The organism is Streptomyces sp. NPDC088400 (assembly GCF_044753355.1).
Lineage (GTDB): Bacteria > Actinomycetota > Actinomycetes > Streptomycetales > Streptomycetaceae > Streptomyces.
In genome coordinates, this window is record NZ_JBIVMZ010000008.1 from 367198 (window position 1) to 391805 (window position 24608).

The 24608-nt window shown below is 71.5% G+C and carries 21 protein-coding genes; 12 read left to right on the plus strand and 9 right to left on the minus strand.

The window, feature by feature from the left end; translation table 11 throughout:
- Positions 1-90: 90 nt before the first annotated feature.
- Positions 91-1164, plus strand: a complete 1074-nt coding sequence (locus tag ACIQD6_RS22275; RefSeq protein WP_401884866.1) for an alkene reductase — start codon at positions 91-93, stop codon at positions 1162-1164.
- 109 nt (positions 1165-1273) lie between these two features.
- Here ACIQD6_RS22275 and ACIQD6_RS22280 read toward each other — a convergent pair whose 3' ends face one another.
- A complete protein-coding gene (locus ACIQD6_RS22280) occupies positions 1274-2281 on the minus strand; it encodes a GNAT family N-acetyltransferase (RefSeq protein ID WP_401884867.1) in 1008 nt (335 codons plus the stop codon).
- 220 nt (positions 2282-2501) lie between these two features.
- Here ACIQD6_RS22280 and ACIQD6_RS22285 point away from each other — a divergent pair, with 220 nt between their 5' ends.
- Positions 2502-2867, plus strand: coding sequence for a DUF4440 domain-containing protein (locus ACIQD6_RS22285; RefSeq protein ID WP_401884868.1), 366 nt, complete (start codon positions 2502-2504; stop codon positions 2865-2867).
- A 187-nt stretch (positions 2868-3054) separates the two neighbouring features.
- Here ACIQD6_RS22285 and ACIQD6_RS22290 read toward each other — a convergent pair whose 3' ends face one another.
- Positions 3055-3921 (minus strand): NAD-dependent epimerase/dehydratase family protein, encoded by an 867-nt coding sequence (locus ACIQD6_RS22290; RefSeq protein WP_401884870.1) that lies wholly within the window; start codon positions 3919-3921, stop codon positions 3055-3057.
- A 114-nt stretch (positions 3922-4035) separates the two neighbouring features.
- Positions 4036-4908: a LysR family transcriptional regulator gene (locus tag ACIQD6_RS22295; RefSeq protein ID WP_401884872.1), complete on the minus strand. Its 873-nt coding sequence runs from the start codon at positions 4906-4908 to the stop codon at positions 4036-4038.
- Between the two features lie 110 nt (positions 4909-5018).
- Here ACIQD6_RS22295 and ACIQD6_RS22300 point away from each other — a divergent pair, with 110 nt between their 5' ends.
- The 3 genes from ACIQD6_RS22300 to ACIQD6_RS22310 all read left to right on the plus strand — a co-directional run bounded on the left by ACIQD6_RS22300 (position 5019) and on the right by ACIQD6_RS22310 (position 6726).
- Entirely contained in the window at positions 5019-5600 is a 582-nt protein-coding gene (locus tag ACIQD6_RS22300) for a helix-turn-helix domain-containing protein (RefSeq protein ID WP_401884873.1), read from the plus strand.
- Between the two features lie 29 nt (positions 5601-5629).
- Complete coding sequence (locus ACIQD6_RS22305) at positions 5630-6259, plus strand: hypothetical protein (protein WP_401884875.1); 630 nt, start codon at positions 5630-5632, stop codon at positions 6257-6259.
- Positions 6260-6381: 122 nt separating this feature from the next.
- Positions 6382-6726 (plus strand): DUF2516 family protein, encoded by a 345-nt coding sequence (locus ACIQD6_RS22310; protein ID WP_401884876.1) that lies wholly within the window; start codon positions 6382-6384, stop codon positions 6724-6726.
- A 142-nt stretch (positions 6727-6868) separates the two neighbouring features.
- Here ACIQD6_RS22310 and ACIQD6_RS22315 read toward each other — a convergent pair whose 3' ends face one another.
- The 3 genes from ACIQD6_RS22315 to ACIQD6_RS22325 form a co-directional block, all read right to left on the minus strand.
- Positions 6869-8152 carry a PP2C family protein-serine/threonine phosphatase gene (locus ACIQD6_RS22315; protein WP_401884877.1) on the minus strand — a complete coding sequence of 428 codons (1284 nt, stop codon included), beginning with the start codon at positions 8150-8152 and terminating at the stop codon, positions 6869-6871.
- A 258-nt stretch (positions 8153-8410) separates the two neighbouring features.
- On the minus strand, positions 8411-9616 hold the full coding sequence (locus tag ACIQD6_RS22320; RefSeq protein WP_401884879.1) for a C40 family peptidase: 1206 nt from the start codon (positions 9614-9616) through the stop codon (positions 8411-8413).
- Positions 9617-9708: 92 nt separating this feature from the next.
- Positions 9709-10539, minus strand: coding sequence for a class I SAM-dependent methyltransferase (locus tag ACIQD6_RS22325; RefSeq protein ID WP_401884880.1), 831 nt, complete (start codon positions 10537-10539; stop codon positions 9709-9711).
- Positions 10540-10796: 257 nt separating this feature from the next.
- Here ACIQD6_RS22325 and mshA point away from each other — a divergent pair, with 257 nt between their 5' ends.
- The 3 genes from mshA (at position 10797) to ACIQD6_RS22340 (ending at position 14687) form a co-directional block, all read left to right on the plus strand.
- Positions 10797-12158: a D-inositol-3-phosphate glycosyltransferase gene (mshA, locus tag ACIQD6_RS22330; protein ID WP_401884882.1), complete on the plus strand. Its 1362-nt coding sequence runs from the start codon at positions 10797-10799 to the stop codon at positions 12156-12158.
- 91 nt (positions 12159-12249) lie between these two features.
- Positions 12250-12780 (plus strand): YbjN domain-containing protein, encoded by a 531-nt coding sequence (locus tag ACIQD6_RS22335; RefSeq protein ID WP_401884884.1) that lies wholly within the window; start codon positions 12250-12252, stop codon positions 12778-12780.
- Between the two features lie 326 nt (positions 12781-13106).
- Entirely contained in the window at positions 13107-14687 is a 1581-nt protein-coding gene (locus tag ACIQD6_RS22340; RefSeq protein ID WP_401884885.1) for an MFS transporter, read from the plus strand.
- Here the strand turns inward: ACIQD6_RS22340 and ACIQD6_RS22345 are convergent.
- Both ACIQD6_RS22345 and ACIQD6_RS22350 read right to left on the minus strand, forming a co-directional pair.
- A complete protein-coding gene (locus ACIQD6_RS22345; RefSeq protein WP_401884887.1) occupies positions 14641-17574 on the minus strand; it encodes a SpoIIE family protein phosphatase in 2934 nt (977 codons plus the stop codon). The genes ACIQD6_RS22340 and ACIQD6_RS22345 overlap by 47 nt on opposite strands.
- 231 nt (positions 17575-17805) lie before the next feature.
- Positions 17806-19089 (minus strand): adenylosuccinate synthase, encoded by a 1284-nt coding sequence (locus ACIQD6_RS22350; RefSeq protein WP_401884889.1) that lies wholly within the window; start codon positions 19087-19089, stop codon positions 17806-17808.
- Positions 19090-19308: 219 nt separating this feature from the next.
- On the opposite strand from ACIQD6_RS22350, the gene ACIQD6_RS22355 reads away from it, so the two are divergent.
- Together ACIQD6_RS22355 and ACIQD6_RS22360 are read left to right on the plus strand one after the other, a co-directional pair.
- Positions 19309-20310 (plus strand): diacylglycerol kinase, encoded by a 1002-nt coding sequence (locus tag ACIQD6_RS22355; protein WP_401884891.1) that lies wholly within the window; start codon positions 19309-19311, stop codon positions 20308-20310.
- 313 nt (positions 20311-20623) lie between these two features.
- The gene (locus ACIQD6_RS22360; RefSeq protein ID WP_401884893.1) at positions 20624-21295 is read left to right on the plus strand and encodes a TetR-like C-terminal domain-containing protein; all 672 of its coding nucleotides are present in this window, start codon (positions 20624-20626) and stop codon (positions 21293-21295) included.
- Between the two features lie 38 nt (positions 21296-21333).
- Here the strand turns inward: ACIQD6_RS22360 and ACIQD6_RS22365 are convergent, their stop codons facing one another.
- Positions 21334-21894: a GbsR/MarR family transcriptional regulator gene (locus ACIQD6_RS22365; RefSeq protein WP_401884895.1), complete on the minus strand. Its 561-nt coding sequence runs from the start codon at positions 21892-21894 to the stop codon at positions 21334-21336.
- 114 nt (positions 21895-22008) lie between these two features.
- On the opposite strand from ACIQD6_RS22365, the gene ACIQD6_RS22370 reads away from it, so the two are divergent.
- Positions 22009-22947, plus strand: coding sequence for an ATP-binding cassette domain-containing protein (locus ACIQD6_RS22370; RefSeq protein WP_401884897.1), 939 nt, complete (start codon positions 22009-22011; stop codon positions 22945-22947).
- Complete coding sequence (locus tag ACIQD6_RS22375) at positions 22944-24572, plus strand: ABC transporter permease (protein WP_401884898.1); 1629 nt, start codon at positions 22944-22946, stop codon at positions 24570-24572. The genes ACIQD6_RS22370 and ACIQD6_RS22375 overlap by 4 nt, the downstream gene beginning before the upstream one ends.
- The last annotated feature ends 36 nt before the right edge of the window (positions 24573-24608 follow it).

The window sequence follows — 24608 nt, forward strand, 5'->3', positions numbered from 1 at the left end:
ACAACAGCTTGCCTCTGACGTCAGTGTGAGGTTTTAGCGTAGTCGACGTGCCCGAGGCGCGGGCGCCGCGGACCACGAAGGACCCCTGACATGACGACCCTTTTCACCAGCTACCAGCTCGGCGGCCTGACCCTGCCCAACCGGGTGGTCATGGCGCCGATGACCCGGGTCCGGGCCGCCGCCGGCGGTCTGGCGACACCGTCGATGGCGACCTACTACGCCCAGCGGGCCACGGCCGGACTGATCGTCAGCGAGGGCGTGCAGCCGAGCGTGATCGGGCAGTCCAACGCGGGTACGCCGGGTCTGCACACCGACGAGCAGGTCGAGTCGTGGCGTCCGGTGACCGATGCCGTCCACGCCAACGGCGGACGGATCTTCGCCCAGATCATGCACGGCGGCCGGGTCTCGCATCCCGACACCACCGGCATGCGGCCGGTCGGGCCCTCGGCCGTCCCCGCCGTCGGCGACGCGTTCACCCCGACCGGACCCCAGCCCTTCCCGACGCCGCGCGCGCTGGACACCGCCGAGGTGGCCGAGCACGCGCAGTCCTACGCCCGGGCCGCCGGCCGCGCCGTCGACGCGGGCTTCGACGGCGTGGAACTGCACGGCGCCAACGGCTATTTGATCTCGCAGTTCCTCTCGTCCAACGCCAACCTGCGCACGGACCGCTACGGAGGCCCGGTCGCCAACCGGATCCGCTTCGCCGTCGAGGCCGTCGCCGCCACCGTCGATGCCGTCGGCGCCGCCAGGACCAGCATCCGGTTTTCACCGGGCGGAACGTTCTGGGGAATCGAGGAGTCCGACACCGTCGAGCTCTACACCGCGCTGCTGACCGAACTGGCCCGCCTTGAGGTGGCCTACGTACACCTCGAAGCCACCGTCGGCGAAGAGGCCCTCCTCACCCTGCGCCGGGCATGGCCGGGCACCCTCGTCATCAACCCCTCGGTTCCGATGGGGCCCAAGCAGACCGGCCGGGACGACGCCGACCACTGGCTCGCACTGGGTGCCGAGCTCGTCAGCTTCGGCCGCGCTTTCATCTCCAACCCCGACCTGGTCGAGCGGCTGCGCGGCCGACTCCCGATCGCCCCCGTCGATGAGGCCTCGTACTACCAGGGCGGTGACGCGGGCTACCTGACCTACCCGGCCCACCAGTACTCGGCCTGACTCCGGGCGCGGCGAACGGGCGGAACCGGGGCGCGGGCGGTGGTGCTCGGCCTGGGCCCTGTGAATCCGGGCCCGGCCGCGCCGAATCCGGGCCCACCCGCGCCCCCGGCTACCCGCCGTACGCCGGCTGGTCCGTCTTGACGCGATCGAGGGGATCGACGCCCGCGCGCAACTCGAGCTCCAACTGCCCGATGGCCACTGTCGTAGCCATACCGGCCTGCTCGTAGAGGAGATTCGCGCCGGTCGGGCTCTCGCTGTCGACGTCAAGTCCTACGGAGGCGGCACCCCGTTCGGCGAAGAGCGCGAAGCTGGCCAGCAGCAGCGCCCGGCCGAGCCCGAGCCGACGGGCTTCGCGGCGAACGCCCAACTGGCCGATCTCACCGGCCGCCAGACCTTTGACCTGGCGGGCGCGGCACAAGGAGGCGCCGACGATCCGCCCGGCGCGTTCAGCCACGAGCCAGAGCGCCGGGTCGAACCCCTCGTACATCATGTCCTCGGCCCACCGGTCGTACGAGCGGCGCGCGCGGCCCCAGCGGTCGGCGAAGGCCTCTTCGACACACGCGTGCACCCGCCGCAGATCCTCCCGAGTCCCGTCGCACGCACGCACGTTGACCTCAGCGGGCCACACCGGCGCTGCCGGCGGCCCGTCGAGAGCCATCCGCATACGCTTGTGGACGCGCGTCATGCCGTACCCCCGGGCGCGAAGCATCCGGTCGGCCGCACCGCCGAGCAGGACATAGTTCACCAGGGCGACGCGCGTGGGTTCGTCATCCGAGGCGATGCCGGCCGCCATCACGGTGGCGCGGGCTTCCATACGGTCGAGGAGCGCCGTTCCGATGCCCGCCCCGACATGTTCCGGGTGCGTGTACGCGTCGGCGAAGACGCGGCCCTCGTGCGGCGCGGGGATCACCTGCGCGTACCCGTGGATCCCGTCGTGCGGCCCGGTCACGACCCATGCGTCCCGGGCGAGGTCCATCCGCGCCCACTCACGCCGGAACTCGTCCTCGGTCCGGGCGCCCGCCTCGGGGTCGTGCGACCGCTCGGCAGCGCTCACCATGCCGGTGACCGCCGGAAGATCGGATTCCCGCACAGCGCGTACCGCGTACTCAGCTCGCATCAAAGCCCCCCCATGCCCCTCATGCCCCATCCCCATCGCAACTCGCCGCGGCAACGCACCACGCACGCGCATGCTTAACAACGCCGGCGGCCGTCCGGCAATCGGTTTACCGGCTTCATCGATGTCCAGTTGACGAGAAGTCATGGCACGGCCGGTCGCTCCCCGCGCCGCGTCAACTATTCGCTGTGCCGGGGTGGGGGAGCGTCCGTAGGGTTCGTGCATGGCGGACGAGAGCAAGCGGGCCGTTCAGGAGGCTGTTGAGGCGGAGTTGCGGCTTCTCGACCCTGACGTGCGCGCTTCGCCGGTCCTGGTCTCGCGGCTCCTCGACCCCGAGTTCACCGAGATCGGTGCGTCCGGCAGGCGCTGGGACGCGACGTCGATTCTCAGCGTGACAAGTGCCGGTTCAGTGGACCCCGAGTCTCCGGTCAGGGTCAGCGAGATGTCAGGGGCCGTACTCGCCCCGGGCATCGTCCACTTGACGTACTTCGCCGACCACCGGGGGCGCCGAGTATGGCGGAGCTCCCTGTGGCGTATGACGGAAACGGGCTGGCGCATGTACTTTCACCAGGGCACTTTGGCGAGCTGAGCGGGGGTGGCCTGCCGGCCTTCGCCCGACACCTCGGCCGTCCCAGCGCGTGACCACATCGCGTGACCGCATCGCATGACCGCATCGCGTGACCACAGGGTCGAGAACGGTCGCGACGAGACCGGTCGTGGCGGTGTGCCCGCCATGTCATGGCCGGCACACCGCCGTGAGAACGGCCGCGCTGACGTCAGCCCTGCGCGAGTTCGGTCAGGGCGTCGAGACGGGTGGGCGTCCAGCCGAGCTCGCGGCGCGCCCGGGCGCCGCTGAACTGCTGGTCGAGCGCGAATGCCTCGGCGATCGGGCCCATCCGCCGCACGGCCTCCTCAAGGGTCAGCGAGTCGATCTTGTCCGGGCATCCGGCGGCGTGGCTGAGGGCCCGGGTGATGTCGGTCAGCGGAAGGTTCTGGCCGCCGGCCCCCGCGTAGACGGAACCGGCCGGGGCGTTCAGGGCCAGGACGTACAGCTCGGCGATGTCGTCCACATGGACCAGTGCCCAGTGGTTGGAGCCGGCCCCGATGCGGGGCACGGCGCCCGCGGTGCGTCCCGGCTCGACGAAGAACGTCTGCGTCAGTCCGCCGGAGCGGCCGTAGACCAGCCCTGGCATCACCACCACCGGGTGCTCTCCGGTGGCGGCGCGGGCGAGTACCCGCTTCTCGTTCTCCTGCCGCCAAGCGGTGATGCGCGGCGGGCTCAGCGGGGCGTCCTCGTCGACGACCCCGTCGGTGTCGCCGTACACCCACACCCCGCCCGTGTGCACGTAGGGGCCGCTTCCCACGCCGTCCTGCAGCGCCTCCGACGCCGCGCGGTCGATGTCCGCGGCGCCCTCGGCGTTGTCCGCCCCGAGGTGGATGACCCCGTCGGCCTCGCGGGCCGCCTTCTGGAGGACATCGGTGTCGGTGAGCGCCCCCGCGACCGGGGTGGCACCCAGGTCCGACACGGTGCGCGCCGAGCGCTCGCTGCGCGCCAGCGCCGTCACGCCGATGCCGTGCCCGGTCAGTGCCCGGATGGTGGAACGGCCGATGTAGCCGGAGCCACCTGTGATGAAGATCTGCATCGCTCTCACGGTCCTTGTCGACGGCGGCGGGAAGTTCCGCCGCTCTTCCACCCTGGCTCCGTGCCACGGCCGCCGTCCAAGACCTCTTCCGTCAGTACTGATGCCCCCAGGGCATCAGTACTGGCCGGCGGCGATGTCGGCGAACTCCGGGAGCAGCGGTGAGCGGCGGCCGGCGCTCCAGGCAAGGCAGACCTCGTTGGGGCCGATGTCGTCGATGGGCACATGCGCGACATCCGTATGCGTGTAATAGACCGCGGTGGACAGCGGCAGGACGAGGACGCCCCCGGACGTCGCGACGTGTTCCAGCTTCTCCTCGACGGTGGCGAACGAGGGCCGCGGCCCGTCGCCCTCGCCGCCGGACCGCTCGGGGAGGTCACGCCACTCGGGGACGGCGTCGGGGTCCTGCAGCAGCCGCTCGGGCGCCAGATCCGCGATGACGAGGGACTCCTTGCCCGCCAGCCGGTGGTCCGCCGGCAGTACGACGACGCGCGGCTCCCGGAAGAGCGGGCGCAGCTCCAGGTCGCGGTGGTCGACGGGCAGCCGTACGAAGCTCACGTCGAGAAGGCCCTCGTGCACCCCTTGGACCTGGTCGCCCCAGGAAGTGCGCACCACCCGCACACTCAGCTCGGGATGCCTGGCGGAGAAGGCGCGCACCGCTCCGGTCACGGTGATCCCGGGCATGAAGCCGACCGTGAACGCCGACGATCCGTGGGCGGCCTGCTGGACCCGGCGGCACAGCGCCTGCGCGGTGGCCAGCAGAGGGCGGGCGTCCTCCAGCAGTTGACGGCCGGCGGCCGTCAGCTCGGTGGTCTGTTTGTTCCTGGTGAACAGCTCCGCGCGCAGCTCCCGCTCCAGCGCGCGGATCTGCCGGGACAGCACCGGTTGCGTGATGTGCAGCCGCTCGGCGGCCCGGCCGAAGTGCAACTCCTCGGCCACCACCACGAAGTAGCGCGTCTTGCGCAGATCGACATCCACGACTTCTCCCACCGTGCAGCCTCATGTCCCAGCCTAGGGTCTGTACCGCACCCCGCGTGGCACGGAACACTTTTGCAAGCAGGCGCTTGCAAAAGTTAGCGGGGTGGCGCAGCATGGGCGTCATGGCATCACTCAACGTCGGCAATCTCGGTGAGTACCTCCGCGAGCAGCGGCGCAACGCGCAGCTGTCACTGCGGCAGCTCGCCGATGCCGCCGGGGTGTCCAATCCGTACCTGAGCCAGATCGAACGAGGTCTGCGCAAGCCCAGTGCCGACATCCTTCAGCAGCTGGCCAAGGCACTGCGGATCTCCGCGGAGACGCTGTACGTGCAGGCCGGGATGCTCGACGAGCGGGAGCGGGAGGAGCTGGAGACGCGTGCCGTCATCCTCGCCGACCCCTCGATAAACGAGCGGCAGAAGCAAGTACTGCTCCAGATCTACGAGTCGTTCCGCAAGGAGAACGCGCTCGCCCCGGAGAGTACGAAAGGCACGGACGACACGGAGCGCTCCGGGGGCGGACGCCCTGAAGACGGACGCTCCGAAGGTTCCGAAGGTACGGAGAGCAAGGAAGCCACGGAGACCGCGGACCGGGCGGCCGGTGCGGACGCCGGCGCGGCCGGGGATTCCGGGGACACCTCCGCCGACGGCCCCCGCACGGCCGACGGAAGTGGCGACGGAAGTGCTGCCACCCCACCCTCACACTGACCTCACTCTGATCCGGGAGGACCACAGTCATGGCCATCACTGATGACCTGCGCAAGACCCTCACCGACCCGAAGCCCCTCTACTTCGCGGCCGGTACCGCCGACCTCGCGGTCGAGCAGGCGCGGAAGGTGCCCGGCCTGATCGACCAGCTGCGGGCCGAGGCCCCGGGCCGTATCGAGGCCGTACGGAACTCGGACCCCAAGGCCGTCCAGGACAAGGTCACCGTCCAGGCCAAGGAGGCCCAGGCGACCGTGCAGGCCAAGGTCACCGAGGTGTTCGGGACGCTGGACACCGACCTCAGGAAGCTGGGCGAGTCCGCCCAGGACCTGGCGCTGCGGAGTGTGGGCGTGGCGGCGGAGTACGCGGTCAAGGCCCGTGAGACGTACGAGAAGGTCGCCGAGCGCGGCGAGCAGACCGTGCGGTCGTGGCGCGGCGAGGCCGCGGACGAGATCACCGAGATCGCGGTCGCCGTCGAGCCCGAGACCGAGACGAAGGCCAAGCCGGAGACCAAGCCGGGCGAGGCGAAGGCCGGGCCGGCCGAGGCCAAGGCGACACCGAAGCCGGAGGCCAAGACGGAGGCGAAGACCGCCACCGCGAAGAAGGCCACTCCCCGTAAGACGACGGCGAAGAAGGCCACCCCGCCGTCCACCGCCAAGTAACGGCGGCAGCTACGGCATGAAAGGCGACGGGCCGGGCACCTCAGAGGTGCCCGGCCCGTTGTCCAGGTACCTTGGCGGTCAGTTCGCGAGGCGTTTCATCCACTTATTAGGCGGTGCTCCGCATGTTGCTCTCGGGATTCAGCTCGTTCCTCTGGCTGCTCAACATGGCCATGCTCGTCCTCGCCGTCGTCGCGCTGTTCATCTCCGCGACGACCCGTGGGGACGCCTATCCGGCGGCCGACAAGCAGACCAAGAAGTTCTGGTTGATCATTCTGGGGATCACGGTCGCCGTGAACCTCCTCGTGCCGATGCTGTTCCTGCAGATCGCCGGGCTCGTCGCCACGATCGTCTTCATGGTCGACGTACGGCCCGCCGTCAAGCAGATCTCCGGCGGTGGCGGGGGCGGCAGCAGCCGGGGCGGTTCCAGCAGCGACGGTCCCTACGGGCCGTACAACGGCGGACGCTGAGCCTGAACCGAGGGAAGCCGGGAGCGCCTCACCAGGGCCAGGGGCCCGGAGCCGGGCGGAGCCAGGGCCTCCGCCCTTCGCCACGCGCGACGAAGGGCAGCGAAGGCGGCAGAGGCACCAGACGCGTCAGAGGCCTCAGACCTCACCCCGCGCCACGCCCCAGGAGCAGCACCGCCACGTCGTCGGTCAGCTCCCCGCCGTTCAGCTCCTGCGCCTGGGCGACCGCCGCCTCCAGCAGGTCGTCGCCCGCCAGCCCCCGCGCCAGCTGGCTGTTGATCATCTCGACCATGCCCTCCTGGCCCAGCCGCTGCTTGGCGCCCGGTCCGACCCGGCCCTCGATCAGGCCGTCGGTGTACATCATCAGATTCCACGCCCCGCCCAGCTCGACCTGCCGGCGCGGCCAGCGGGCGCGCGGCAGCAGCCCCAGGGCCGGGCCGCCCTCCTCGTTCGGGAGCAGCTGCGTCGCCCGCCCCCGGTGGGTGACCAGCGGCGAGGGGTGGCCCGCCAGGCAGAGCCCGGCCCGCCGCCCGTCCGGTGCGATGTCCACCGTGCAGAGCGTCGCGAAGATCTCCTCGCTCTCCCGCTCGTGCTCCAGCACCTGCTGGAGCGTGGAGAGCAGCTGATCGCCGCAGAGCCCCGCCAGCGTCAGTGCCCGCCAGGCGATGCGCAGCTCCACCCCGAGCGCGGCCTCGTCGGGGCCGTGGCCGCAGACGTCGCCGATCATCGCGTGGACCGTGCCGTCCGGCGTACGGACCGTGTCGTAGAAATCCCCGCCCAGCAGCGCCCGCGAGCGGCCGGGCCGGTAGCGGGCGGCGAAGCGCAGGTCCGAGCCCTGGAGCAGCGGCGTGGGCAGCAGACCGCGCTCCAGCCGGGCGTTCTCCTGGGCACGCAGCCGGGACTCGGTCAGCTGGCGCTGGGCCATGTCCGCGCGCTTGCGCTCGACGGCGTACCGGATGGCACGGCTCAGCAGCCGCCCGTCCAGTTCGTCGCGGAAGAGGTAGTCCTGGGCGCCGACCCGTACGGCCGCCGCCCCACGCTCGCTGTCGCCCTCCGCCGCCAGCGCCAGTACGGCATGGCGCGGCGCGAGCCGCAGCACATGCTTCAGCGGGGCCAGCTCGTCGCTGTCGTCCGCCCCCGGTGTGCCCGGCGCCGGTGTCATACCCGGCGTCCTCGGCAGGGCGAGATCCACGAGGATGCAGTGGATGTCGTCGGTGAGCAGCCGCTCGGCCTCGGTGAGGTTCCGGGCGGTACGGATGCGGACGCGCGTGCCCGCCCCCTCCGGGAGTTCCGGAACGGTGAAGGTGCCCGCCGGGTCGTCGTCGATCACCAGGAGCATGAGGTCGCCGCCCGTGGCGGTCGCCGCGGCGGGGTGTTTCTCCACTGTTGAGCCTGTGCGCTGCCGCGGTACGGGTACGGGTACGGCCATCGGTCTGGGTTTCCTTCCCTCCCCCCGAGGGCACGGTGAAACGACGATCGACGCCTCACCAAACGGGGACCATAGCGGTAGCGGCGGCCCCAACGGAATGGCGCGGGAGCGACGGGACAGCGTCATATGCCGCTTCACGCCACGCATCCGGCGGGATCGGGGTGCTGGGGCCCATGACAAACATCACGTATGGGGACAGGCCTCACGGCCGTGCGGATGCGCTGCGTCACACGTGGCGCCGCCGGTAGATCACGTGACCTATTTGTCCGGGCGTACGGCGCCTTCGTCCGGGCGTACGACGCCCTCGTCCGGGCGTACGACCCCGAGAATCCGCATCGAGCCCGCCCCCGTCAGCGTCACGTCCCGCCCCGGCCTCGGCGCGTGCACGATCGAACCGTCGCCGACATACATCCCCACATGGCTCGCGTCCTGGTGGTAGATGATCAGGTCACCGGGCCGCATGTCCTCGATGTCGATGCGCGGCAGCAGCCGCCACTGCTCCTGCGAGGTGCGCGGGACGGTCCGCCCGGCCGCCGCCCACGCCTGCGAGGTCAGCCCGGAGCAGTCGTACGAGGACGGCCCCTCCGCGCCCCAGACGTACGCCTTGCCGATCTGCTCCGTCGCGAACTCGACCGCCTTCCTGCCCTGCGCGCTCGACGCCCGGTTGATGTCCTTGAGCGCGCCGGAGGAGAGCCAGGCCGACTGCGCCGTGAGCGCCGCGTCCTTCTCCAGCCGCGCCAGCCGCGCGCGCTCCTCCTTCGCCAGGCCCGCTTCGATCTTCTTCGCGGCGGCGATCCGCTTCGTGATCTCCTTCTTCGCCTTTTCCTTCTTGGCCCGGTTGGCTTCGAGCTTCCGCCACTGCGCGCCCGCGTCGGCGGTATAGGCCGTCAAGTCCTCCTGGGCCCTGGACAGTTCGGCGATAAGATCCTTGGTGGCCTTCATGCCCTGCTGTATTCGCCCCGCGCCGTCCAGGAAGAGCCGCGGATCGTCGGTGAGCACCAACTCCGCCTCGGGCGGCAGCCCGCCCCCGCGGTACTGGGCACGGGCGGCGGCCCCCGCGCGCTGCTTGAGACCGCTCATCCGCCGCTGCCCCTCGGCGATTTTCCCGGCCAGCTTCACGACCTCGGCCGACTGCTTCTCGGCCCGCTCCTCGGCGAGGTTGTACGCGTCGGTGGCGGAGGCGGCCGTCCGGTAGAGGCCGTCCAACTCCGCCCGTACGTCTTCGAGGGACTTCCCGCGCGGAGTACCGGAGCCGGAGGGGGCTCCCGAGGGAGCGCCGGTGCCGGTCGACGCCCGTGCGCCCGGGGGGAGTTCGACCGCGGGCGGGGCGACGGCCGGCGGGGACGACACGGGGGCCGGGTCGGGCGGCGCCGCGTACGCCTGGTTCATCAGGTCCGGCGACGCCAGGACCGCGAGCGCGCAGACCAGCGTGATCGCGGCAGCGGCACAGCGACGTCGGTTCACAAGCTCCCCCTCCGAGCCAACCCCACACCTCGCGTGATCGTGTCACGACCCCTCTGAAATCGACAGAGAGAGCCAGAACCTCACAGGAAGCGTCAGCGAACGTTCGTACCCGAACCAGGCGCGAGCGCCGCCCAGTTGACGGTCACCTCGCCCTGCCGCAGCCGGTGCGGATCGTCCGCGAGCGGCCAGTCGGCCGCGAGATCCCGTACGGCCCTGATCCACCGCTGCCGCGCGCTCAAGGAGGCGTACGGCGCCGCCGCCGCCCACGCCCGGTCGAAGTCGCGCAGGAAGGCGTGCACCGGCTCGCCCGGCACATTGCGGTGGATCAGCGCCTTGGGCAGCCGTTCCGCCAGGTCGGACGGCCGCTCCAGCGAGCCCAGCCGGGTCGCGAAGGTGACCGTACGCGGCCCCTCGGGGCCGAGCGCGACCCAGACATGCCGCCGGCCGATCTCGTCGCACGTTCCCTCGACCAGCAGCCCGCCCGGCGCCAGACGTGCGCACAGCCGCGCCCAGACCGCGGCGACCTCGCCCTCGTCGTACTGACGCAGCACATTGGCCGCCCGGATCAGCATCGGCCGCCGGCCACCCGCCAGCGGGACCTCGAAGCCGCCGTGCCGGAAACGGAGTCCGTCCCGCTCGTACGGTCGCGCGCCGGCGACCCGGGCCGGATCTATCTCGACGCCGACGACCTCGGCGCGCGGGGCGGCCGTACGCAGCCGCAGCAGCAGCTCGACGGCGGTCCAGGGCGCCGCCCCGTACCCCAGATCCACCACGACGGGATCCGCGGAGCGGCGCAGCGCGGCCCCGTGCACGGCGGTGATCCAGCGGTCCATACGGCGCAGCCGGTTCTGGTGGGTGGTGCCACGGGTCACCGTGCCCACCGGGCGGGACACAGGCCGGGAGGAAGGGGACGGATGCGCCATACGAGTGAGGGTAGCGAGACCGGGCAGCCACACGAGAGGCGAGCCGTCACCGCTGACCGCCCACGCCCTCGCCCTCGCCCACGCCCTCGCCGCCGAAGGTTGAGCCCTCTCCGGTAATGATTTGGCAAAACGGAAATGAAGGAGTGCGTTCAGCTGTTGACGGCCTTCGGAGGGGGTCGCAGCCCTCTCTCCTTGCCGTGATCCGAGCTCCGAGCTCCGCGTTTCGTTTTCCGAGCTCCGATGAGAGGACCGCAGACGTGAGCCAGTACGTGTCCCGTATCGCCGGCACGCTGGTGGGGCCCCCGCGGCAGCCGCGGCCGTCCCGTCTCCGACTCCCCGGCCACCACCGCCGCCCCCGCCGGATCGCCATGCTCAGTGTCCACACCTCCCCGCTGCACCAGCCGGGCACGGGCGACGCGGGCGGCATGAACGTCTACATCGTCGAGCTGGCGAAGCGGCTGGCCGCCATCGACATCGAGGTGGAGATCTTCACCCGCGCCACGGCCGGCGGACTGGACTCCGCCGTGGAACTGGCGCCCGGTGTGCTCGTACGGCATGTCGACGCCGGTCCCTACGAGGGCCTGGCGAAGGAGGAGCTGCCGGCGCAGCTCTGCGCCTTCACCCATGGCGTGATGCAGGCCTGGGCGGGCAACCGCCCCGGCTACTACGACCTCGTCCACTCCCACTACTGGCTGTCCGGGCATGTCGGCTGGCTCGCCTCCGAGCGGTGGGGCGTCCCGCTCGTCCACGCCATGCACACCATGGCGAAGGTCAAGAACGCCGCGCTGGCGGAGGGCGACACCCCCGAGCCCGCGGCCCGTGTCATCGGCGAGACGCAGATCGTGCGCGCCGCCGACCGGCTGATCGCCAATACGGCGGAGGAGGCCGAGGACCTGGTCCGCTTCTACGAGGCCGACCACGCGAAGGCCGCCGTCGTGCACCCCGGGGTCAATCTCGACCGTTTCCGTCCGGCGGACGGCCGCGCCGCCGCCCGCGCCCGCCTCGGGCTGCCGCAGGGCGCGTTCATACCGCTCTTCGCGGGCCGCATACAGCCGCTGAAGGCCCCTGACGTGCTGCTACGCGCCATAGCCGTACTCCTCGAAGAGGAGCCCTCGCTGCGTACGAAGCTGGTCGTGCCGATCGTCGGCGGTCCGAGCGGTACGGGCCTGGCCAAGCCCGAGGGGCTCCAGAAGCTCGCCGCGCGGCTGGGGATCGCCGATGTCGTCCGCTTCCGGCCGCCGGTCGAACAGGGGCGGCTCGCGGACTGGTTCCGGGCCGCTTCCGTCCTGGTCATGCCCTCGTACAGCGAATCCTTCGGCCTGGTCGCCATCGAGGCCCAGGCGACGGGCACCCCGGTGGTGGCCGCGTCGGTGGGCGGTCTGCCGGTGGCGGTACGGGACGGGTCGACCGGCATCCTGGTCGAGGGGCACGAACCGGCGGCGTACGCGCGGGCGCTGCGCGAGTTCATCGACCACCCGGAGCTGGTGGACCGGATGGGCGAGGCGGCGGCGCGCCACGCCGAGTCCTTCGGCTGGGACAGGGCGGCCTCGGCCACGGCGGACGTGTACACGGAGGCCATGCACGATCACCGCCGCCGGGTCCGCGCGCACCACGGCTGAAAACGTGCCTCGGACCACGGCTGAGTGTGTGCACCCGCACCACGGCTGAGCGTGTGCCCTCGCGCAACGGCTGAACACGTACGCTCGCACCATGGCTGACGTACAGCGGACCACGCACGAAGTCCCGGCAACCCAGGCCGCCTCCCGGACCATCGAACGCACCCTGGAATCCGCCGAGTTGGAGTGGGAGAGCCCGGAGCCCGGCTCGTACGTCGTCACCCTCCCCGGCACCCGCAAACTGTCCACGACCTGCTCCCTGCGGGTCGGCCGGCACGCGCTGTCTCTCAACGCCTTCGTCATCCGCCACCCCGACGAGAACGCCGAGCGCGTCCAGCGCTGGCTGCTGGAGCGCAACCTCAAGCTGTACGGGGTGAGTTACGCGGTCGACCGCCTCGGCGACGTCTACCTCACCGGCAAGCTTCCGCTGGCGGCGGTCACGGAGGACGAGATCGACCGGCTGCTGGGGTCGGTCCTCGAAGCGGCGGACGGTCCCTTCAACACCCTGCTGGAGCTGGGGTTCGCGAGCGCGATCCGCAAGGAGTACGCGTGGCGGGTGTCGCGGGGCGAGTCGACGCGGAACCTGGACGCGTTCGCACATCTGACGCGGCCGTCCGGGGACTGACACCCGGGGACTGACGCGGCGGCCGGTCCCCGGAATGCCCCGGACCGGTCGGTCCCGTCCGGGGTGCGTGACACCCCACCCCAGGGGAAGATTCCCGCATGAGCGACAAAGGGGATATAGCGACCCCAGGAAAGGGCCCCTGGCGGGGCCTCTCGAAGGGCCGGGACCTCTGGAAGAGCGCGCGGAAGGCCACGGCACGAGGCACCGGACCGGGTACGGGACCGGGCTCCGGACCGGGTACGGGACCGGGCTCCGGACCAGGTACGGGACCGGGCTCCGGACCTCGTACGGGACCGGGCACCGGTAACAGCGCGCCGGACCGGACCATGGCTCTGGCCGCCATGCTCTTCGCCGTGTCGATGACGTTCGTCGACCAGACCATCGTGGCCGTCGCCGCGCCCGACATCGTCCACGATCTGGGGCTCTCGGCCACCGCGATGCAGTGGGTGTTCAACGCCTATCTGCTGACCCTGGCCGCGTTCTTCGCTCTCGGCGGGCGGCTGTCGGAGATCCTCGGGCATCGCCGGGTGATGCTGATCGGCACCCTCGTCTTCGTGATCTCCTCGATCCTCTGCGCGGTCGTCCCCACGGGCGATGTCGCGCAGGGCTGGCTGATCGCCTTCCGGGCCACCCAGGGAGTGGGCGCGGCGCTGATGTTCCCGGCGGCGCTCGCCGTGGTCGTCGCGGTGTTCCCGGTGAACCGGCGCGGCCAGGCCCTGGGCCTGTTCTTCTGGGTGGCGGGCGCGCTCACCGTACTGGGCCCGCTGCTCGGCGGCTGGCTCACCGCCTGGAGCTGGCGGGCGATCTTCTGGATCAACGTTCCGGTCGCCGCGATCGCCCTCGTCCTGGCGGCGAAGGCCAGGATCCCGGACACCGCGCGCCGCCACGAACCCTTCGACCTGCCCGGCGCCGTACTCGTGGCGGCCGGCATGGGACTGAGCGTGCTGGGGCTCCAGCAGTCGGCCACCTGGGGCTGGGGGTCGGCCGCGACCTGGTTGTGCCTCGTGATCGGGGTGCTCCTGCTGGTGGCGTTCTGCCGCTACGAACTGAGCCGGAGGAGCCATCCGCTCCTCGACCTCCGGGCCTTCCGGGACCGGGGGTTCGCGGTCGACGCGGCGGTGCTGTTCTTCGCGATGACGGCGTTCGTCCCGGTGTTCTTCTTCGCCTCGGTGTACGGCCAGGTCTCGCTCAGCGCCTCACCGCAACAAGCGGGGCTGTACCTCCTCTACTTCTTCGTCGGCTTCGCCATCGCCTCGTACTGGGGCGACCGTATCCAGGACCGGTACGGCGCACGCCCGGCCATCCTGCTCGGCACCGCGCTGGGCACGCTCGGATTCGCGCTGTGGGCAAGCAAGGTGACCCAGCTCTCCATGCACGACCAATGGCCGTACGTGGCCCTGTCGGGAGCGGGCATCGGCCTCCTGCTGTCCCCGGCCTCGACGGACGCGGTCCACCGCGTGATCGGCGCGCCGTACGGAGAGGTCACCGCCCTCACGCAGACCGTCCGCACCTTCTCGGCCTGCGTGGGCGTCGCGTTGTTCGGCACGGTGCTCATGCACACCACCACGAACCGCGTCGCCGGGACTCTCCAGTCGCTGGGAGCCCCCAGCGGCCCGGCCCACAACGTGGGGCACACCATCGCCGAAACCGTGACGGGCAACGGCGACACCCGCGTACCCACCGGTTCGGACCCCGTCTCCCAGATCACCCGCGAACTCATCGGCGAGATCCGCCTGGACTTCGCCGAGGCCAACAGGGCGGTCTTCTACGGAATGGCCATCGCGCTCGCCATCGCCTTCGTGTGCGCGCTGTTCCACCCGGGCGGGAGGGTCGGGAGCGTACCCCGCGAGGGCCTGACTGTCACGGGGCCGAGTCGTCCCACTGGTCCAGCAGGGCCTCGTCCGTGAGGGCGTTCGGGGGCAGGTTTCCGTCCGCCAGTGACTGTTCGGTCCAGACGATCTTGCCCCTGGTCAGGTACCGCGTACCCCACCGTTCGGCGAACCGGGAGACGAGGTAGAGCCCGCGGCCGCCTTCGTCCGTCGTCGCCGCACGGCGCAGGTGCGGGGCGACCGTACTGCCGTCCGCCACCTCACAGATCAGACTGCGGGTACGCATCAGCCGGACCTGGATGGGACCGGTGCCGTAACGGATCGCGTTGGTGACCAGCTCGCTGACGATCAGCTCGGTGGCCGGTGCCAGCTCCGCCAGGCCCCATACGGCCAGCCGGTCGGCCGCCTCGGTACGGATCCGGGCCACGGCGGCCGGATCGCGGTCCACCGGCCACTCGGCGATGTGCTCCGCGTCCAGTCGGCGGGTACGGGCGACGAGCAGCGCGACGTCGTCGCTCGGGTGCGGCAGCAGGACCGCGTCGAGAATGCCCTGGCAGGTCTCCTCCGGTGTGCGGTCCGGCAGCCCGGCCAGCGCCGCGCGCAGCCGCCCGATGCCGATGTCGATGTCCTGATGCCGGCCGGCGACGAGGCCCTTGGTGAAAAGGACCAGCCGGCTCCCCTCCGGCAGATCAAGCTCCGCCGTCTCGAACGGCTCGCCACCGAGCCCCAGCGGCGGCGAGACGGGGATCTCGGGGAAGGAGACCGTGCCGTCGGGCCGCACGAGCGCGGGCCCCGGGTGGCCGTTCGTCGCCATCGTGCAGCGCCCCGAGGCCGGGTCGTAGATGGCGTACAGGCAGGTCGCGCCGGAGATCCGGGCCGTGTCCGCGCCGACGCTGTCGTCGATCCTGGTGACCAACTCGTCCAGGCAGCCGAGCAGTTCGTCGGGGGGCAGGTCCAACGCGGAGAAGCTCTGGACGGCGGTCCGCAGCCGGCCCATCGTGGCGGCCGCGTGCAGACTGTGCCCGACGACGTCCCCGACGACCAGCGCGACCCGCGCGCCCGGGAGCGGGATGACATCGAACCAGTCGCCGCCCACCCCGGCCCCGTCGGCCTGGGCCGGCAGATAGCGGTACGCCGCCTCCACCGCGTCCTGGTCCGGCAGCGCCCCGGGAAGCAGGCTCCGTTGCAGCGTGACGGCGGTGGCGTGCTCGTGGGTGAAGCGGCGGGCGTTGTCGATGCTGACGCCCGCCCGGCCGACGAGTTCCTCGGCCAGGGAGAGGTCGTCCTCGTCGAAGGGACCCGATTCCTCGTACCGCCAGAAGGTGGCCACTCCCAGCACCACGCCCCGGGCCCGGACCGGAACGGAGATGAGTGAGCGCAGCCCCAGCTCACGGATCCTCCCGGCCTGCCGGAAGTCCTCCAGCCACGCCTCGTGTCCGGTGAGGCCGGGCTCCAGCACCGCCCGGTGCTCCCGCAGCGCCCGCGCCTGCGGGGCGGGCGGGGAGTAGTCGACCAGTTCATCCGCGGGGAAGGGCGCGGGGGCTGGGGCCGCGCCCTGACCCGTACCGGCGGTACGGGACGTATCGGCCGCGTCCCCCACCCGACCGGCCACGTCCCCCACCCGACCGGCCGCGTCCTCGTAGGCCGACTCACCGGTGTCGATCGCCTCACCGGTGTCGATCGACTGACCGGTGTCGATCGACTGACCGGTGTCGGTCGACTCGCCGCCGGGTGGCTGAGCGGCGCTGACCGCCGTGCGGCGCAGTGGGCCGCTCGGGTCCGTCGGCTCGTCGCCCCGCAGTACCGGGTCCGCCAGCTCGACGGTGACGAGATCGGCGAACCGGGGTACGGCAGCCTCGGCCAGCTCCCGTGCCGTCCGGCGCACGTCCAGAGTCGTGCCGACCCGCGCTCCGGCCTCCTGGAGCAGACGGAGCCGCTCCCGGGCGGATTCGGCACGGCCCGAGAGCGCGCGCAGCTCCGTGGTGTCACGCAGGGTCGCCACGCTGCCCGCCTGGCCGCCGAGTGTGTCGGTGGGCCGGATGTTGATCGCCAGCAGCCGGTCCCCGGCCGGGCACACGGCGTCCGAGACGACGCGGCGGGTGGTCAGCAGCTCGACGACCCGCGGGTCCATCCCCAGGCCGGCGACCCGCTCTCCCTCGGGAAGCGGCCCCAGGTCCAGCAGACGCCGCGCCTCGTCGTTCGCCAGCAGCAGTCGGTGATCCGCGTCCATGATGAGGACGCCCTCGCGGACCGAGTGCAGTACCGCGTCGTGATGGTCGTACATCCGCGTCATCTCGGCCGGACCCAGCCCATGGGTCTGCCGCCGCAGACGGCGGCCGACGAGCAGCGTGCTGGCCGCGGAGAGAAGAAGGACGCCGACCGCGCCGCCGAGCAGGACCGGCAGCTGGGCCGCCGCGTCGCTCTGCACCCGCTTGACCGTGATGCCCACCGAGACCAGTCCGGCGACCGAGCCGTTGCCCCGGACGACCGGCGCGATCGAGACCACCGTGAGCCCGGTGCTCGCGTTGAACGTACGGGTGAACGTCCCCTGCGTGAGGGCCTGTTTGTACGGGCCGACCACATGCTTGCCGATCAGCTTCGGGTCCGGGTGGGTGTACCGGATTCCCCGCGGGCTGAACACCACCACCGCGTCGACATCGGCCTTGCGGCGGTCCCGTTCGGCCGCCGACTGGAGGACCGCGGTGGGGTCGGGGCCGTCCAGGGCCCGCACTGTTCCGGGCGCCTGCGCGAACGTCTCGGCCACCGCTCGTGAGCGGCGCTCCGCCTCCTGCATGACGGCGGCACGCGACTGGAGCACCAAGGTCAGGACCGCGATGCCGACGAGTACCACCACGAGCCCCAGCTGGACCCACATCAGCTGACCGGCGAGGGAGCGCGGCCCCCAGGAGAGGCGGCCCGCTCGCCGCGGTACAGCACCCGCCGCCTGGTGCCCGCGCTTGTGCATTCGGCCTCCGTCACCTGCCGGAATCCGCCGTAGTGCCCGCCGGCCGGACGGGCTCCGGCCCGGCCCGGGGAAGGGCCGACTGAGGCTGGATCACCCCAGAATCTACCTCCATATCACTTCTGCCGCGCGGGTTGGGCATCCGGGTACGACAGCGCCCCGGCGGCCGTCCGTCACGGCCGCCGGGGCGCTGCGCGATCCACGCGCCGGGGCTCGGCGCGGTCAACCACCGGTCTACAGGAACGAGTTGATCTGGATCGTCTCCGTACGTCCCGGACCCACGCCGATCGCCGAGATCGGTGCGCCGGACATCTCCTCCAGCGCCTTCACGTACGCCTGCGCGTTCTTCGGCAGCTCGGCGAAGGTCGTCGCCTTCGTGATGTCCTCCGACCAGCCCGGCAGGTACTCGTACACCGGCTTCGCGTGGTGGAAGTCCGTCTGGCTGTACGGGAGTTCCTCGACGCGCTTGCCGTCGATCTCGTACGCCACACACACCGGGATCCGCTCCCAGCCGGTCAGCACGTCCAGCTTGGTGAGGAAGAAGTCCGTCAGACCGTTGACCCGCGTCGCGTAACGCGAGATCACCGCGTCGAACCATCCGCAGCGGCGGTCGCGGCCCGTCGTGACGCCCCGCTCGCCGCCGATACGGCGCAGCGCCTCGCCGTCGTCGTCGAACAGCTCCGTCGGGAACGGCCCGGCGCCGACACGTGTCGTGTACGCCTTGAGGATGCCGATGACCCGGGTGATCTTCGTCGGCCCCACACCCGCGCCGGTGCAGGCGCCGCCCGCGGTCGGGTTGGAGGAGGTGACGAAGGGGTACGTGCCGTGGTCCACGTCCAGCAGCGTGCCCTGGCCGCCCTCGAAGAGGACGACCTTGCCCTCGTCGATCGCGTTGTTGAGGACCAGCGTCGTGTCGGCGACGTACGGCTTGAGCTGGTCCGCGAACGTCAGCAGCTCTTCGACGATCCTGCCGGACTCTATGGCGCGCCGGTTGTAGAGCTTGGCGAGGATCTGGTTCTTGAAGTCCAGCGCCGCGTCGACCTTCTGGATCAGGATCGACTCGTCGTACAGGTCCTGGACGCGGATACCCACGCGGTTGATCTTGTCGGCGTAGGTCGGGCCGATGCCCCGGCCCGTCGTACCGATCTTCCTCGATCCGAGGAACCGTTCCGTCACCTTGTCCATCGTGGTGTGATACGGAGTGATCAAGTGCGCGTTACCGCTGATCAGGAGCTTGGACGTGTCGACACCGCGCTCGTTGAGCCCGCTCAGCTCGGAGAACAGGACAGCCGGGTCGACGACCACTCCGTTGCCGATCACCGGGGTACACCCCGGGGAGAGGATTCCGGAAGGGAGGAGATGCAGTGCGTACTTCTGGTCGCCCACGACGACCGTGTGGCCGGCGTTGTTGCCGCCCTGATAGCGCACGACATAGTCCACGGATCCACCGAGCAGGTCGGTGGCCTTTCCCTTGCCTTCGTCACCCCACTGAGCACCGAGCAGCACAAGTGCGGGCACAGGCGTACACCCCTTCCGGGCGGGGCATGTCCAAGGTCAGGGAGCGCGCACACGCTTTTCCGTACGGCGCACGTGTGCCGTATGTCATCGCATTGCCATCGCACGACGTCGTACGACACAGCCCGAACCGTCGAACCGGTTGCCCCGGAATAGACGAAGCCCCTGGCGCAATAGCGCAAGGGGCTCTTGCACAAAGATGCTACCCGAGGAAGGACCGAGGTGTCGGCTCCGGAGCCCGCCGAGAACGGCGCGCAAGATCTTCTGGTGGTCATCGACCCGGTCGCCCGCCGGACCGACGGCGAATCCGTACGGATCGCGAAAGACGTGCTGGGCGCGGGTGCGACGATGAAGATCGCGCTCCCGGACAGCCCTGAGGAGTTCGCGCGGGCGCTGGCCAGACGGGGCAGCAGACGGCCCGTGCTGATCGGTGACGACCGCGCGCTGCTGCGGATGGTCGGCCTGCTCCACCGGGAGCGGGATCTGGCGTCCGGGGCGCTCTCGCTGGTGCCGGTCGGCGCCTCCGTGGAGCTGGCGCGCTCGCTGGGCGTACCGACGGGCGCGGTGGCGGCGGCGCGCGCCGTGCTGGACGGGGTCGTGCGCCGGCTGGATCTGCTGGTCGACGACAGCGACGGGGTGGTGCTGGGAGACCTGCGGATCCCGGCCCTCCCGGTGGCCGACGGGGCCGACCGGAGGGAAAGGACGGACCGGGCGGACGGGATGGACCAGCCGGACCGGACCGATCGGGCGGACGGGATGTTCGGCGCCTTCGGAGCCCTCGGGTCGCTCGGGGCGGGCACCTCGGGCGGCGCGGGCCCGGCGGCCGGGGCGGCTGCCGTCTGGCACACCTGCCGGTCCCTGGTCCGCACGCTGGTCCGGCCGGTCCCGGGAGCTCTCGCCACGCGTACGCACCGGCTTCGGGTCGAGGCGGACGGCGTGCTGCTCAGTGACCTGGACGAGCCGGTCGAGGGGGTGACGGTGCGCTCCTGCGGCGGCCGCGCCGAGGTCGTGATCCGCACCCACGCGGCGGCCGAACCGGTCCGGGCCAGCGCGTTGTCCGTGACGGTCTCGGGCGCGGACTTCCGCTACCGCGCGGACGCCCGGCTCACGGGCCCGGTACGGACCCGGACCTGGACGCTCCGGCCGGCGGCCTGGGAGCTGACGCTGCCCGCCGGTGCGGGGACGGGCGCGGCGGCGGGGGCCGGGACGGCGACCGGGGCGTAGAGCGTGGGCGTGGGGCGTGGCCTCGGCCGGGCGCCGCTTCCCGCTTCCCGCTTCCCGCTTCCCGAGCGTGATCAATACCGCGACCGCACACACATGCTGTTGGGGGGCCGCAGTCAGAATCCTGCTCTGCGGCCCCCCAATCCCCCGAACCCTAATGCGTGCTTCCACGCATTAGGGCGGCTACGTTATCGCGACGTGAGCACGTCATGCAACGTGCAACGGCCGAGGCGGGAGGAGACGGGAGTGAAGATCCGGTGCCCACCGGACGCATTAGATTGCGCGGTACGGGACGACGGCGACGACGACGAGGACCATGACGACAGAGCGACCCCCTCACGGCTCGGCCCGGCCCGGCGGACGGACGGCCCGCACCCGCGCGGCCGTCCTGGCGGCGGCCCTCGAAGAGCTCGGCACACGTGAGTTCTCGGCCCTGACGATGGACACACTCGCCGAGCGTTCCGGAGTCCATGTCTCGACCATCCGGCGGCGCTGGCGCACCGTCGAAGGCGTCGTCATCGACCTGCTGTCACAGCACAGTGCGACGATCCCCACCCCCGACTCGGGCGACTTCCGGCGGGATCTGCACGAACTCGCCCAGGCCATCGCCGAGTTCCACGGCACGCTGCGCAACCGCAACGTCATCGAGGGAATCATCGCCGCGGCCGCGCACGACCCTCATATCGCGGACATCGTCCGCGCCACCTTCACCGCCCGGATCGAGCATGTGACCCGGATCGTCGGCCACGCGGTCGCACGCGGCGAACTCTCCCCGGACGTGGACGCGAAGGAGGTGATCGAAGCCCTCAGCGCCCCCTTCTACTACCGGATCCTGGTCCTGCGCGGCTCGGTCGACGAGCGCCTGGTCCAGCTCAGCGCGGAAGCGGCGTACCACGCGGCGCACGCCGGAGTGTTCGACGCGGGCCCGGCCACCGGCCGAGGTACGGACCCGGCCACCGACCCAGGGGCGGGCCCGGTCACCGACTGAGGGACGGACCCGGCCGGCCCTCCCGGCCGCATCTACGCTCAACCCCGGTCGCTCCCGGCCCCGCCCCCTTCGAGGAGCAGGTTCGCCCGGTGCTCCCGCCAGCGGTCCAGCAGGTCCCCCAACTCCTCCTGCATGAATTCGAAGAAGGCCAGCGTCTCCGCGATCCGCGCCCCCGCCGGACTGTCCCTCCCGAGCGAGTCGACGCCTTCGCGCAGGGCGTCTTCCCAGCGGGTCAGCAGCGAGTCCCGCTGGGCGAGGGTGGCGTACCAGAGTTCGTTGCGCAGCCGGTACCGGTCCCGGCGGGAGCCGGGGTCGCGCTCCCTGCTGACCATGCCGACCGTGGTGAGGTAGCGGATCGCGCCCGATACGGCGGCGGGGCTGATGCTGAGCCGTTCGCTCAGCTCGGCGGAGGTCAGGCTCGCGTCGTCCGAGGCCAGCAGAGCGGCGAAGACCCGGGCCGCCGCCCGCTGCATCCCGGCACCGGTCATCTCGGACGCGAAACGCTCCACGAAGCGCGCCACCGCCTCCGTGTCCGCCCTCGGCCCCGGGCCGCCCTGGTCCGGGCCGCCCGGACCGCTCGCGCTGTTCTGGCTGCTCATCGCCCCATCGTCTCCCTCAACGCCCCCGGCTCGGCCTGCTCCCTGATCTTAACCCGACCCTTTTTACGCTTCCTTAACTTCATAACTTTGTGAAAGTAGCGTACTTTCCACATCATGACGAAGGCAATCACCGTCGCCGGACTGCACAAGTCGTTCGGGCGGACACATGCGCTGGACGGCCTGGACCTCGCCGTCGAGACCGGTGAGGTCCACGGCTTCCTCGGCCCCAACGGCTCGGGCAAATCCACCACCATCCGAGTCCTCCTGGGCCTGCTGCGCGCCGACTCCGGCGCGGCCCAGCTCCTCGGCCGGGACCCGTGGAAGGACGCGGTCGACCTGCACCGGCGCGTGGCCTACGTACCGGGGGACGTGACGCTGTGGCGCAACCTCTCCGGCGGTGAGGTCATCGACCTGTACGGACGGCTGCGCGGCGGCCTGGACACCGCCCGCCGGGCGCGGCTCGTCGACCGCTTCGAACTCGACCCCACCAAGAAGGGGCGTACGTACTCGAAGGGCAACCGCCAGAAGGTCGCCCTGGTCGCCGCGTTCGCCTCGGACGTGGACCTGCTGATCCTCGACGAGCCGACCTCCGGGCTCGACCCGCTGATGGAGGAAGTCTTCCAACAGTGCGTCGTCGAGGAGCGCGACCGGGGCAGGACCGTCCTCCTCTCCAGCCATGTGCTGAGCGAGGTCGAGGCGCTGTGCGACCGGGTGAGCATCATCCGCAAGGGGACGACCGTCGAATCGGGTTCGCTCACCGAGCTGCGCCATCTGACCCGTACGAGCGTCAGCGCGGAGCTCTCCGGCCCGCCCGGCCCACTCGCCGGGCTCCCCGGCGTGCACGGATTCGCCGAACAGACCGTCACGGGGGGCCAGGGCCACCGGGTCCGGCTCCAGGTGGACACCGACAAGCTCGACGCCGTACTGCGCTCCCTCTCCGCGTCCGGCATCCGCTCGCTGACCAGCACTCCGCCCACCCTGGAAGAGCTGTTCATGCGCCACTACGCGGCCGACGAGCAGCGGCCGGCCGTCGGCGGGGCGGTGTCCCGATGACCGCCACCGCCGCCACCACCGGGGTCGTACCGGCCGCGCGCACCGGCGGCTCCCGGCATCTCGCCGGTACGCGACCGCTGCTGAGGCTCGCCCTGCGGCGCGACCGGATCATGATCCCGGTGTGGGTGCTCGTCCTCGGCGCTTCGTACCTGTCGGTCTCGAACTCCTACTCCTCGCTGTACGGCACGGCCGCCGCGCGGGCGGACGTCGTACGGTCGATGTCGGCCAACAGCTCACTGCGCGCGCTGTACGGGCCCTTCTTCACCGACTCCATCGGCGGGCTCACCACCGCGCGCATGATCGCCTTCGGGTCCGCGCTCGCCGCCGTCATGAGCCTGCTCATCGTCGTACGGCACACCCGCGAGGAGGAGGAGACGGGCCGTCAGGAGATGCTGTCCTCCGCGATGGTCGGACGCCGGGCGCCGTTGACCGCCGCCCTGCTCACGGCCCTGATCGCCAACGCCGCGCTGGCGCTGGTGATCACCGGTGGCCTGGCGGGTGGCACCGGGGACACGACCGGTTCGCTGGCGCTCGGCCTCGCGACCGCGGGCGTCGGCATGCTCTTCGCCTGCACCGCCGCGATCGCCGCGCAGATCACCGAGAACGCCCGGCTCGCGAAGGGCCTCACGGGCGCGGTCGTCGGCGCCGCGTTCGTACTCAAGGCGGCCGGCGACGCCGCGACCGACGACGGCTCCTCCGTCCTGACCTGGCTCTCCCCGATCGGCTGGGCGGAGAACGTACGCGCCTACGCCGATGAACGCTGGTGGGCCCTGCTGATCCTGGCGGCGGCCATCACCGTCCAGGCCGTCCTCGCGTACGCCCTCACCGGCCGGCGCGACATCGGCATGAGCTTCCTGCCCGCCCGGCCGGGACCGGCCGCCGGGAGGCTCGGCACGGCGGGCGCGCTCGCCCTGCGGCTCCAGCGCGGCAGCCTCATCGGCTGGGGAGCCGGCTTCCTGGTGGCCGGGATCCTCTTCGGCGGCATCACCGAGGGCGCGGCGGAGCTGGTCGGCGACAACGAGCGGACCAAGGAGATCTTCGAGCGGATGGGCGGCCATCAGGGCCTCACCGACGCCTTCCTCGCCGCGATGACCGGCATGCTCGGCATGGTCGCGGCGCTGTACGTGGTCGCCTCCGTGCTGCGGCTGTACGGCGAGGAGACCGGCGGGCGCGCCGAACCGGTCCTCGCGGGTTCGGTCGGCCGACTGCGCTGGGCGGCGGGCCATCTGTTGATCGCCTTCGCCGGAGCCGTCCTGATCATGCTGCTCGGCGGGGTGGGCCTGTTCCTCGGATACGGCCACGACCTGCCGGGAATCCTGGGCGCCGCCCTCGTGCAACTGCCCGCGATCTGGCTCCTGGGCGCGCTGGCCGTCCTGCTGTACGGCGCCCTCCCGAAGGCGGCCGTGGCCGCCTGGGCGGTCGCCGGACTGGCCCTGACCCTCGGCTGGATCGGCCCGGCGATCGACCTCCCGCAGGCGGTGATGAACCTGTCGCCGTTCGGGCATCTGCCCAAGCTGCCGGGCGCGGAGATGGCGTGGACGCCGGTGGCCGTACTGACCGCGCTCGCGGCGGCGCTGACGGCGGCGGGTCTGGCGGGGCTGCGGCGCAGGGACATGCTGAACTGAACCGGACCGGGCGCGCGACGCGCATCGGCCCGCCTC

What these genes read in the sequence shown, in the direction of transcription:
- ACIQD6_RS22275 (WP_401884866.1), top strand. Translation starts at nt 91, where the DNA reads ATGACGACCCTTTTCACCAGCTACCAGCTCGGCGGCCTGACCCTGCCC.
- ACIQD6_RS22280 (WP_401884867.1), bottom strand. Translation starts at nt 2,281, where the DNA reads ATGCGAGCTGAGTACGCGGTACGCGCTGTGCGGGAATCCGATCTTCCG.
- ACIQD6_RS22285 (WP_401884868.1), top strand. Translation starts at nt 2,502, where the DNA reads ATGGCGGACGAGAGCAAGCGGGCCGTTCAGGAGGCTGTTGAGGCGGAG.
- ACIQD6_RS22290 (WP_401884870.1), bottom strand. Translation starts at nt 3,921, where the DNA reads ATGCAGATCTTCATCACAGGTGGCTCCGGCTACATCGGCCGTTCCACC.
- ACIQD6_RS22300 (WP_401884873.1), top strand. Translation starts at nt 5,019, where the DNA reads ATGGCATCACTCAACGTCGGCAATCTCGGTGAGTACCTCCGCGAGCAG.
- ACIQD6_RS22305 (WP_401884875.1), top strand. Translation starts at nt 5,630, where the DNA reads ATGGCCATCACTGATGACCTGCGCAAGACCCTCACCGACCCGAAGCCC.
- ACIQD6_RS22310 (WP_401884876.1), top strand. Translation starts at nt 6,382, where the DNA reads ATGTTGCTCTCGGGATTCAGCTCGTTCCTCTGGCTGCTCAACATGGCC.
- ACIQD6_RS22315 (WP_401884877.1), bottom strand. Translation starts at nt 8,152, where the DNA reads ATGGCCGTACCCGTACCCGTACCGCGGCAGCGCACAGGCTCAACAGTG.
- ACIQD6_RS22325 (WP_401884880.1), bottom strand. Translation starts at nt 10,539, where the DNA reads ATGGCGCATCCGTCCCCTTCCTCCCGGCCTGTGTCCCGCCCGGTGGGC.
- ACIQD6_RS22335 (WP_401884884.1), top strand. Translation starts at nt 12,250, where the DNA reads ATGGCTGACGTACAGCGGACCACGCACGAAGTCCCGGCAACCCAGGCC.
- ACIQD6_RS22340 (WP_401884885.1), top strand. Translation starts at nt 13,107, where the DNA reads ATGGCTCTGGCCGCCATGCTCTTCGCCGTGTCGATGACGTTCGTCGAC.
- ACIQD6_RS22345 (WP_401884887.1), bottom strand. Translation starts at nt 17,574, where the DNA reads ATGCACAAGCGCGGGCACCAGGCGGCGGGTGCTGTACCGCGGCGAGCG.
- ACIQD6_RS22360 (WP_401884893.1), top strand. Translation starts at nt 20,624, where the DNA reads ATGACGACAGAGCGACCCCCTCACGGCTCGGCCCGGCCCGGCGGACGG.
- ACIQD6_RS22365 (WP_401884895.1), bottom strand. Translation starts at nt 21,894, where the DNA reads ATGAGCAGCCAGAACAGCGCGAGCGGTCCGGGCGGCCCGGACCAGGGC.
- ACIQD6_RS22370 (WP_401884897.1), top strand. Translation starts at nt 22,009, where the DNA reads ATGACGAAGGCAATCACCGTCGCCGGACTGCACAAGTCGTTCGGGCGG.
- ACIQD6_RS22375 (WP_401884898.1), top strand. Translation starts at nt 22,944, where the DNA reads ATGACCGCCACCGCCGCCACCACCGGGGTCGTACCGGCCGCGCGCACC.